This window comes from Methylorubrum podarium (assembly GCF_040270385.1).
Taxonomy (GTDB): Bacteria; Pseudomonadota; Alphaproteobacteria; order Rhizobiales; family Beijerinckiaceae; genus Methylobacterium; species Methylobacterium podarium.
On sequence record NZ_JBELQE010000136.1, the window covers coordinates 1 to 9,538 of the forward strand.

A 9,538-nucleotide genomic window follows, 5' to 3' on the forward strand; every position below is an offset into this window, starting at 1 on the left:
CATCTTTGGATAAGCTCACTCCCCGCACCCCCTCCCCCAAGGGGGAGGGGGACAGGCCAAGCCCTGACCGAAGCGATCGGCCGAAGACCGGGTGAGATTCATCTCATGCCGTGGCGTCGCGATGCCCTTGGTAGACGTCCTCTGGAAGCAATGGGCGCCGGCTTCGCACTGCGACGGCGGCCTGCCCCGGGCCGGCGGGAACACCCCACAGCCCCCCGCAGTCGAGGCGCGCGCCTTGCCATGTAAAACGATCGCTTTACATCGCCGGGCATGGACAAGCGTGCCGAGATGATCGCGGGCGCCGCCCGCATCTTCGAGACCGACGGGTTCCGCGGCGTGGGCGTCGATCGGCTGCTGGCGCCGTCCGGCTCCTCCACCCGCACCCTCTACAAGCATTTCGGCTCCCGCGACGGGCTGGTGATCGCGGTCCTGGCGGCGCGGCACCGGGCGTTCATGGACCGGCTCCGGGCCGAGGCCGACGAGACGGATCCCGTCGGCTCGCTGTTCGAGACGCTGCGCCGCTGGCTGGAGACGCACGGGGCGCGGGGCTGCATGCTCCTGCGCGCCCGCAGCGAGTACGCCGCGGCCAGCACCGCGATCGTCGCCCTCGTCGAGGGCCAGAAGCGCGCGTTCCGCGAGGCGATCGCCCGCCGCGTCGAGGCCGTGCTCGGTCGCGCCGATCCCGGTCTGACCCTTCAGGTCTGGCTCCTGTTCGAGGGCGCCACGGCGGCGGCGAGCGTCGCCGATTCCGCGGTGATCGACGAGGCCGCGCGGGCCGCGCGGGCGCTGGCCGAGATCGCGCGCGGCGCCCGTCCGTGACCGGCCGCCTCAACCTGGTCGCGGCCTCCTTCGCCCTGACCGCGCTCGCCTACGGCCTGGCCCGCTTCGCCTACGGCCTGCTGCTGCCCCGGATCCGCGACGACCTCGCGCTGAGCACGAGCGCCGCCGGGTGGATCGGCGGCGGCGCCTTCGCCGCCTACTGCCTCGGCATCGTCCTCGCCTTCCTCCTCGGCGGACGGCTCGGCCCGCGCCGGGTGGCGATGCTCGCGGGGCTCGCCGCCACGGCCGGCATGGCGCTCGCGGCCGCCGCCGCGTCCGGCCGGGTCCTCGGTCTGGCGATCACGCTCACGGGTCTGAGCACGGGGCTGGCCTCGCCGCCGCTCGCCGCGGCCGTGACCCGGCGGTTCGACGAGGCGGATCGCCCGAAGGCGAACGGGGCGATCAATGCCGGCACGGCGGCGGGAATCGTCCTCTCGGGGCTCGCGACCCTCGCCACCGCGGGCGCGTGGCGCGAACTCTACGCCGTGTTCGCCGGGCTCGGCGGCATCGTCACGCTCTGGCTCCGGTTCGCCCTGCCCGCGGGCGCGGCCGGACCGGGGCCGGCCGGGTTTCCGCGCGCGATCCTGACGCGTCCCGGCCTGGCGGGCCTGTGTGCCGGCGCCTTCCTGATGGGCCTGTCGAGCACCGCGATCTGGACCTTCGGCGCGGACATCCTGCGCGGCGGCCTCGCCTTCTCCGGACGGCAGGTCGCGCTGGCCTGGATCGTCCTGGGCTGCGGCGGCAGCCTCGGCGCCGCGACCGGCCTCCTCACCGCGCGGTTCGGCACCGGCCGGGTCCATCGCATCGCCCTGCTCGGCATGGCGCTCGGCGAGACCGCGCTGGCCCTCGGATCGACGCTCGGATCGACGCTCGGGGCGGCCGCGGGCCCGTCCATCCCCGCCCTCGGCTTCGCCGCGATGGGCCTGTTCGGCACCGCCTACATCGTCGCGAGCGGGACATTCCTGATCCAGGGCATCCATCGGCTTCCGGATCGCCCCGATCTCGGCCTCGGCATCCCCTTCCTGACGCTCGCCGTCGGCCAGGCCGTCGGCGCGCCCCTGTTCGGAAGCCTGACGGAGACGGCGGGTCCGGGGATCGCCCTGCTCGCCTTCGCGGCGATCGCCGGAGGCGCGACGCTGTTTCCGGCCGCCGGCCCGCCGCTCACCCCGAGAGCTGCCCCAGCGCCTCCCGGGCGAGCGCCGGAGTGAGCGGCTTCACGGCGAAGCGGACCCCCTCGGGGAGCGCGCCGGGGGCGGGGGAGGGACCGTCCGAGAGGGCGATGAGCGCCAGGTCCGGCCGGTGCCGGGCGATCTCGTGCACCAGGGCGAAGCGGGTCTCGGCCCCCCGCAGGTCGGCATCGACGACGACGAGGCGCAGCATCCCGTGGCGCTCGATCTGGCGGAAGGCGGTCTGCGCGCTCCACGCCTCCAGCACCTCGAACCCGGCCCCGGCCAAGAGATCCGCCGTCTCGATGCGCCGACCCGTCTCGCTTTCCACGACGAGAGCCAGCGGCCGCCCGTCGCCGTGCGGGGCAGGGGAAGCGGGCAGGTCCATGAAGCGTCCCGGATGTCCTCGGCGCGGGCCTCAAGCGTCCTGCCGACAAGTGGCGAGCGGCCGGTTCGTTGCCCCGCCGCGTCGCTTTTCGCGCTATTCTTTTTCGAGAAGACCTTTCAGGGGTGCCCGGATCCGGCACGTCACGCCCTCCGGCGCGTAGGTCATCCGCGTCTCGCCGCCGACCGCGCCGGAGAATCCGCGCTCGATCAGGCGCGAGCCGAAGCCCTTGCGCGTCGGGGCGGCGACCGGCGGCCCGCCGCTCTCGGACCAGGTCAGCGTCACGACCGGCTCGGCCTCCCGCGACCCGTCCGGCACATCATCCTGCAGGTCGTCCAGCGACGCGTCCGACATGTCCTCGCGCCAGCGCAGGTGCGAGACGCTCCAGTCCACGCCGACGCGCCCGCCCGGAACCGAGAAGGCGCCGTACTTGGCGGCGTTGGTGGCGAGTTCGTGGATCATCAGGGCGAGCGACAGGGCGGCCTTCGGGCCGACTTCCAGGGCCGGACCGGACAGGTGGATGCGGCCCGGCTCGCCGTCGTCGTGGATCGCCAGCGCGCCGGCGATCACCGCCTCCAGCGCCGCCCCCTCGCCCTCCCCCGAGAGCAGGATGTCGTGCGCCTTGCCGAGGGCCACGAGCCGGGCCACCAGCGCCTCCTTCACCGAGGCGATGTCGGTGACGTTGCGCAGGGTCTGCGAGGCGATGGCCTGGGCCATGGTCAGGGTGTTCTTCAGGCGATGGCTCAGCTCGCGGTTGAGGAAGCGCTGCTGCTCCTCGGCCTGGATGCGGGCGAGGGCCACGGAGACCCGCCCGGCCACCTCGCGGACGAAATCGACCTCGCCCGGCTCCCAGGCCCGGGATTCGGGGGCGTGGGCGTAGACGAGGCCGACGGGCTCGCCCCGCCGCATCAGCGGCACGCCGAGCAGGGCGCGGGCGCCGATGGCGGCGTAGCCATCCGCATCCGGCGCGAGGCCCGGATCGCCGGCGAGGTCGGGCACGGCGAGGATCTCGCCGCGGCGCAGCCGGGCGAGGCTGGCCGGAAACGACGCCGGCTCCGTCCCCCCGATCGCGACGCCGGCGGCATCGATGGCCGCGCAGCCCGCGGCCGTGAGGCCGAGGGTGCGCCCGAGGATCCCCGCCGCGATCCCGCCGATCTCCGCGGGGCCGGCGGCGTCGCGCAACCCGTCGCCGAGCTCGATCAGCGCCGTCTGGCGCGCCTCGGCCGCCTTCTCCGCGGAGATGTCCTCGATCATCGCCGTGGCCTGGATCGCCTCGCCGCGCACCTGCGAGACGAGGTTGACCCGGCACCAGATCAGGCGCCCGTCCTTGCGGCGGAAGCGCTTCTCCAGCGTCTCGCGCACGATCTCGCCCGCGGCGAGGCGGCGGTGCAGCTGGTCGCGCTCCGCCGCATCCGCCTCCGGCGTCCACTTGACGACGGAATGCCCGACGATGTCGGATTCCTCCGCCCCCCAGATCGCGCAGAGCTTGGGATTGGCCTCGAGCGCGACCATGGTGCGCGGTTCGATCTGCACGATGCCGACATTGGCGCCCTCGACCACCGCCCGGAGCTGGGCGGCGACGCGGTTGCGCTCGGTCAGGTCCAGCATGGCGCCGATCATGCGCAGCGGCCTGCCGCCGGGCCCGCGCGCCATCGAGCCGCGGTCGAGCACGTCGGCGTAGGAGCCGTCGGCGCGGCGGAAGCGGTACTCGTGCTGCCAGTCGCGCCCGTCGCCGGCGATGATGCGGCGGATCTCCGCCTCGACGCCGGCGCGGTCCTCCGGGTGGACGCGGTCGAGCCACCACCGGCCGGTCGGCTCGACCGCCTCAGGCGCCCAGCCGTAGGCGGCCTGCAGGGCCTCGTTCCACAGCACGTGGTCGGCGGCGAGGTCCCAGTCCCAGATCGCGTCGTTGGTGGCGCGGGTGACGAGGCGGTAGCGCTCCTCCGTCGCGGCGATGGCGGCCTGCGCCGTGCGCTCGGCGGTCACGTCGCGCACGGTGCCGACGAGGCGCCGCGCCCGGCTTGTCGCACCGTCCCGTTCGACGACGAGGGTGCCGCGGGCGGCGACCCAGGCGATCACCTCACCCGCGCCATTGCCCGCGCCATCGCCCGCAACCGTGCGGTAGGTGGCGTCGAACAGGCCGGACCCGGCGGGGTCGAGGGCCGCCTGCACGGCGGCATCGGTGCGGTCCCGGTCCTCGGGATGGAGGCGGGCCAGGAAGGTGCCGGCGTAGCTCACGGCCTCGTCCGGCCCGACCCCGAACAGGGCGCGGGTGCGGCCGTCCCAGGAGAGGATCCCCGTCACGAGGTCGTAGTCGAAGATGCCGGTCCCGGCCGCCTCGATCGCGAGCCGCAGGCGCAGTTCGCTGTCGGCCAGGGCCGCGGCCTCGATCCTGCGCGCCGCGATGCCCCGGCGCAGCTCGAGCTGCGTCATCACCGTGCGGGCGAGCGCCTTGAGGCCCGCCCGCTGCGCGTCGCTTAAGCCCTCGGGCCGGGGACGGGTATCGAGCACGCACAGGGTGCCGATCGCGACCCTCTCCGGGGTCACCAGGGGGGCGCCGGCATAGAAGCGCATCCCCGGTTCGCGGGTCACCAGCGGGTTGGCGCGGGTGCGCGGGTCGGCGGCGAGGTCGGGAATGACCAGGACGTCGCGCCCGGCCAGCGCGTGGACGCAGATCGAGCGGTCGAGCCCGGTCTCGGGGGACGCGAAACCGAGCCGCGCCTTGAACCATTGCCGGTCGTCGGTCAGCAGGCTGACGAGGGCGGTCGGCGCGGCACAGAGCTGCGCGGCCAGCGTCACGGCGTCGTCGAACGCCGCCTCGGCGGGCGTGTCGAGGATGTCGTAGCGGGCCAGCGCGGCCAGCCGCTCGGCCTCACCGGAGCTTGCGAAGTCGTCGGGCGGTCGGCTCATGGGACCCGGCAAGGACGAACCCGGCAAGACTGTTTCCAGCGAGACTGTTCCCAGCGAGCCGGATGATCGCGGCGCCCTTCTTCCGGAGCCGCCTGCGGCGGCCCGCCATCCGGACGGCCGCGATGGTGCCTCGGTGATGTGTCGGGCACAAGTCGTCTGCCGGAAAGGTCGTGTCGTCCGAAGGAAAATCCGAGGTGTCCGGTCGGATCCGGGCACGGCCGGGAGCGTCGCCCTCGGATTTCGACCCGGGGCGATGCATCCGATTCCTGTCTTCGCGTCGTCGTTTTCCGACAGCCGGAACCCATCTTTCGGGCTGATGCTCTATTCGGGCGGCTCGATCGCGACCAGCCGCCCGCTCGGACTGTAGACCGCGCCGAGCACGGTCTCGTAATGGCGCTTGACGCAGGCATGGCACTCGCAGGCGACCTCCTCGATCGCCGCCCGGTTGACGATGGTGATGCGCCCGCGCCCGACCTCGATCAGTCCCTGCTGCTGCAGCATCCGCAGGATGCGGGTGAGATAGGTCCGCTGCACGCCGAGCATCGCGGCGAGCGATTCCTGGGTGATCGGCAGGACGTCGCTGTCGAGGCGGTCCTGCAGCGTCAGGAGCCAGCGCAGGCAGCGCTCCTCGATCGGGTGGAGGGCGTTGCAGGCGACCGATTGCAGCACCTGCGCCAGCAGGCAGTCGGAGTAGCGGGTGAACAGGTTGCGCAGGGATTCCGAGCGCCGCTTGACCTCCTGGAGCCGCACCGACTCCATCCGCAGGACCGGCCCGGCGATCTGGATCAGGGCATGGGTCGAGGCGGGCAGGCCGCCATTGCTGACCACGCCCCCCACCGCCCCCTCGCGGCCGATCGTGGCGGTCTCGGCGCTGCGCCCGTCGATCATCGAGATCAGCAGGGTGACCACGGTCTGGTCGAGGGGAAAGGTGATGAAATCCACCTCGTGCCCGGCGGCGAACAGCGTCTCGCCGCGCTGGTACTCCAGCCGCTCCATGTCGGGCAGGAGCAGGCCGCGATCCTCGGAGCTCAGGCAGTTCAGGAGCAGGTTGCCTTCGAAGCAGCGCTCTGTGGCCGAAGGCATGTACAACTCGAAGTCCGTCTGGTCGCCGGGCCGGCTCCTAGCGCAAGGTTTGTCGCGCAGTCTGTCTACAAGTAGACAGATATCGGGTTGCACACGAAAAAATTCAGGCCACGGCCCGTCGAACCGCACGCCTCGCCCGAACCGGGCAGACGGGCAACACAACATAGGATATCATGACCGGATGAGCCGACGCCGCGACGGGCCTCGGCTCCGCGCTTCGACCGGCTTGACCTACTTGTCGGCGCAGAGTCCCCGGCTCGACAGGCGCCGATGCTCCCGCGGGTCGCAATCGGTGGCGAGGAACGAGGCCCACTCGGTCGGGCTGCCGTAGAAGGCGTTGCGGTCGACGTCGCCCCGCACGCCGGGCACGCGGCCCGTCGAGGTGAACTGCCACAGCATCCACTTGCGGTTGGCGTAGCGCTGCTCGGGCTCCGCGGCCGTGGAGCGGACCCAGTGGGGATAGTCGGGCAGCTCGTCTTCCAGCACGTCCTTGTGGAAGGTGATGTCCGTGTAGATGATCGGCCGCTTGCCGGTATAGGCCTCCATCTCGTCGAGCATATAGCGGATCATCGCCAGCGCCTGCGGCTTGGGCAGCTTCTTCGGGCACTTGGCCGAGTGGCCGTTCCACTCCACGTCGAGCACCGGGGGCAGGGCGGTCGGATCGTTCGGCACGTTGCGCTTGAACCACGCCATCTGGTCCTCGGCCGAGCGGCACCAGAACACGAAGTGGTAGGCCCCCCGCGGCACGCCGGCCCGTCCCGCCCCGTCCCAGTTCTCGCGGAAGCGCTCGTCGACGTGGTCGCCGCCCTCCGTCGCCTTGATGAAGGCGAACTGCGTGCCGGCCGCCTTGACCGAGGCCCAGTTGATCGGCCCCTGCCATTTCGAGATGTCGATGCCCTGGACCGGGTGGCTCTTCGCCCGCGCCACGCCGGGATGGGGCTTGGCGTCGCCCTTGGTGGGGTAGAAGTCGTTCTGCGCGGCGCAGGCCGCGAGCCCGGACAGCAACAGGGCGGCGAGCCCGCGCTTGAGCCAGCCGCGCGGAGCCGGTGCGCGCTTCGAGGAAATTTCGGTGTCCAGCGACATCGACGGCCCGCCACTTCTCGCGTGCGACTTCAATGGGTATTCGATGCCCTCGATCGGGTTAACAGAACTTTGCTGGCATTGCGGCGGATTTCCGGAAGGCGTTGCGCCGCAGGCACATAGGCCCCCAAGAGGCTGTCCGACGGCCGCGCCGCCGCCATCTAAAACCTTGCCGACCCTGAATTTTTCCTGAGCCCGCGATGCGCAAGACTCTGTTCACCATCGGATACGAAGGCCTGACGCCGGAGCGCCTGCACGCCGCCCTGAAGGAGGCGAACGTGTCCGTGCTCGCCGACGTGCGGGCGGTGGCCAATTCGCGCAAGCGCGGCTTCTCCAAGGGCGCCCTGAAGGCGGGGCTCACGGAAGCCGGGCTCGGCTACGCGCATTTCCGCGGGCTCGGCACGCCGAAATCCGGCCGCGAGGCGGCCCGCGCCCACGATGCCGGTCTGATGCGCCGGATCTATTGCGAGGAGGTGCTCGACACCGCCGACGGCGGCCTCGTCCTCGACGCCCTGGCGGAGCTCGCCGCGCGGCAGCCGGTCTGCCTGCTCTGTTTCGAGCGCGACCCGGCCCGCTGCCACCGCCGCGTGCTGGCCGAGCGGCTGGCTCCGCGCGGCTTCGAGACGGTCGACCTCTACGGCGATTTTTTGTGATTCTTTCGGGACTTGGTCGTGTGCCCGCCCCAGGCTCGACCCGAAGCGTCTCAAAAAAGAATCAGCGCATGAGGCTCGGTGCGCCGAGGCGCGGCTGCACGCCCTCGCGCATCACCAAGCGGCGCAAGGGGGGGATCGCGCTCAGGGCGACGAGGCCGAGGCCGCGCAGGGCATCGACCGGCAGCAGGCCGGTGAGCAGCGAGCGGTTGAGCCAATCCACCGCCGTGCCCCGCAGGCGCGCGTCGACACTGCGCGCCCGGGCGAAGCCGGCGAGCGAGGCCGGGGCACCCGGATCCCGGTTCGCCTCGCGGGCGGAGAAGACCGCGTCCCGCAGGGCCGCCGCGTCCCGCAGGCCGAGATTGAGCCCCTGCGCCCCGATCGGCGGGAAGACGTGGGCGGCCTCGCCGATCAGGGCGAGCCGGTCGGCCACCGGCCGGTCCACCGACAGGCCGCGCATGGGCACGAGCCCGCGCGGGCCGTCGATCCGCATGGCGCCGAGCATCGAGCGGGCCTGATGCTCCACCGCGGCGGCGAGGCCCCGGTCGTCGAGCTCCGACAGGCGCTTGGCCGCCCGCTCCGCCGTGACCCAGACGAGGCTGGAGCGGTGGCCCCCGGGCAGGGGCACCAGGGTGAAGGGCCCGTTGCGGGTGTGGAACTCGGTGGAGATGTCGCGGTGGGGCCGGTCGTGGGCGAGGATCGTGGTGAGCGCCGCCTGCGGGTAGGACCATTCCCGGGTGCGCAGGGCGGCGGCCGCGCGCAGCGGCGAGCGGCCGCCATCGGCGCCGACGACGAGCTGCGCCGCGAGCCGGCGCCCGTCCTCCAGGTCCAGCACGGCGGCGCCGTCCGCGAGGCGCATGCCGGCCGAATCCGCCTCGAACAGGGTCAGGCCCGGCGTGGTGCGGGCCTGAGCCCGCAGGGTCTCGACGAGGCGGGCGCTCTCGACGTTCCAGCCGAAGGCGTCGAGGCCGATCTCGGCGGCCGAGAAGCGGGCCGGCGGCGGCCGGAACAGGCTGCCGGTGTCGTCGACGATCTGGAGTTCGGCGAGCGGGCTCGCGTGCGGCGCGATCTCGGCCCAGGCGCCGAGCACCCCGAGGAAGCGGACCGAGCCGTCGAGCAGGGCCACGGTGCGTCCGTCCGCCACCGGCACGTGCCCCGGCCGGGGCGCAGGAAAAACCCCCCCGCCCGCCGCGGCCCGGCCCGGGGGGGGGGGGGGCGGGGGCCCGGGGGGGGGGGCGGGGGGGGGGGGGGGGGGCGGCGGCCGCCACGGGGGGGGGGGGGGGGGGGGGGGGCGGCGGGGGCGGGGGGGGGGGGGGGGGGGGGGGGGGGGGGGGGGGGGGGGGGGGGTGGGGGGGGGGGGGGGGGGGGGGGGGGGGGGGGCGGGGGGGGGGGGGGGGGGGGGGGGGGGGGGGGGGGGGGGGGGGGGGGGGGGGGGGGGGGGGGGG

Annotated in this window: 7 protein-coding genes and 1 pseudogene; 3 read left to right on the forward strand and 5 right to left on the reverse strand. The window is 73.5% G+C overall.

Going from position 1 to position 9,538, the window contains the following annotated elements:
- Positions 1–270: 270 nt before the first annotated feature.
- Positions 271–819, forward strand: a complete 549-nt coding sequence (locus ABS772_RS26250; RefSeq protein ID WP_350397633.1) for a TetR/AcrR family transcriptional regulator — start codon at positions 271–273, stop codon at positions 817–819.
- On the forward strand, positions 816–2,027 hold the full coding sequence (locus tag ABS772_RS26255; protein WP_350397634.1) for an MFS transporter: 1,212 nt from the start codon (positions 816–818) through the stop codon (positions 2,025–2,027). The genes ABS772_RS26250 and ABS772_RS26255 overlap by 4 nt, the downstream gene beginning before the upstream one ends.
- Here ABS772_RS26255 and ABS772_RS26260 read toward each other — a convergent pair.
- The 4 genes from ABS772_RS26260 to ABS772_RS26275 form a co-directional block, all read right to left on the reverse strand.
- Positions 1,981–2,373: a DNA-binding transcriptional response regulator gene (locus ABS772_RS26260; protein WP_350397635.1), complete on the reverse strand. Its 393-nt coding sequence runs from the start codon at positions 2,371–2,373 to the stop codon at positions 1,981–1,983. The two genes, ABS772_RS26255 and ABS772_RS26260, sit on opposite strands and share 47 nt — an antisense overlap.
- Positions 2,374–2,466: 93 nt before the next feature.
- The gene (locus ABS772_RS26265) at positions 2,467–5,280 is read right to left on the reverse strand and encodes a PAS domain S-box protein (RefSeq protein ID WP_350397636.1); all 2,814 of its coding nucleotides are present in this window, start codon (positions 5,278–5,280) and stop codon (positions 2,467–2,469) included.
- Positions 5,281–5,601: 321 nt separating this feature from the next.
- On the reverse strand, positions 5,602–6,363 hold the full coding sequence (locus ABS772_RS26270; protein ID WP_238254873.1) for a Crp/Fnr family transcriptional regulator: 762 nt from the start codon (positions 6,361–6,363) through the stop codon (positions 5,602–5,604).
- Positions 6,364–6,594: 231 nt separating this feature from the next.
- Positions 6,595–7,446: a glycoside hydrolase family 25 protein gene (locus ABS772_RS26275; protein ID WP_350397637.1), complete on the reverse strand. Its 852-nt coding sequence runs from the start codon at positions 7,444–7,446 to the stop codon at positions 6,595–6,597.
- Between the two features lie 197 nt (positions 7,447–7,643).
- On the opposite strand from ABS772_RS26275, the gene ABS772_RS26280 reads away from it, so the two are divergent.
- Positions 7,644–8,096, forward strand: coding sequence for a DUF488 domain-containing protein (locus tag ABS772_RS26280; protein ID WP_350397638.1), 453 nt, complete (start codon positions 7,644–7,646; stop codon positions 8,094–8,096).
- Between the two features lie 61 nt (positions 8,097–8,157).
- Here the strand turns inward: ABS772_RS26280 and ABS772_RS26285 are convergent.
- Positions 8,158–9,333, reverse strand: a pseudogene (locus tag ABS772_RS26285) (FAD-dependent monooxygenase); the annotation flags it as partial.
- Between the last annotated feature and the right edge of the window lie 205 nt (positions 9,334–9,538).

Bases quoted from the DNA above. Each gene is read 5' to 3' on its own strand.
- ABS772_RS26250 (WP_350397633.1), top strand. From the start codon at position 271: ATGGACAAGCGTGCCGAGATGATCGCGGGCGCCGCCCGCATCTTCGAG.
- ABS772_RS26260 (WP_350397635.1), bottom strand. From the start codon at position 2,373: ATGGACCTGCCCGCTTCCCCTGCCCCGCACGGCGACGGGCGGCCGCTG.
- ABS772_RS26265 (WP_350397636.1), bottom strand. From the start codon at position 5,280: ATGAGCCGACCGCCCGACGACTTCGCAAGCTCCGGTGAGGCCGAGCGG.
- ABS772_RS26270 (WP_238254873.1), bottom strand. From the start codon at position 6,363: ATGCCTTCGGCCACAGAGCGCTGCTTCGAAGGCAACCTGCTCCTGAAC.
- ABS772_RS26275 (WP_350397637.1), bottom strand. From the start codon at position 7,446: ATGTCGCTGGACACCGAAATTTCCTCGAAGCGCGCACCGGCTCCGCGC.
- ABS772_RS26280 (WP_350397638.1), top strand. From the start codon at position 7,644: ATGCGCAAGACTCTGTTCACCATCGGATACGAAGGCCTGACGCCGGAG.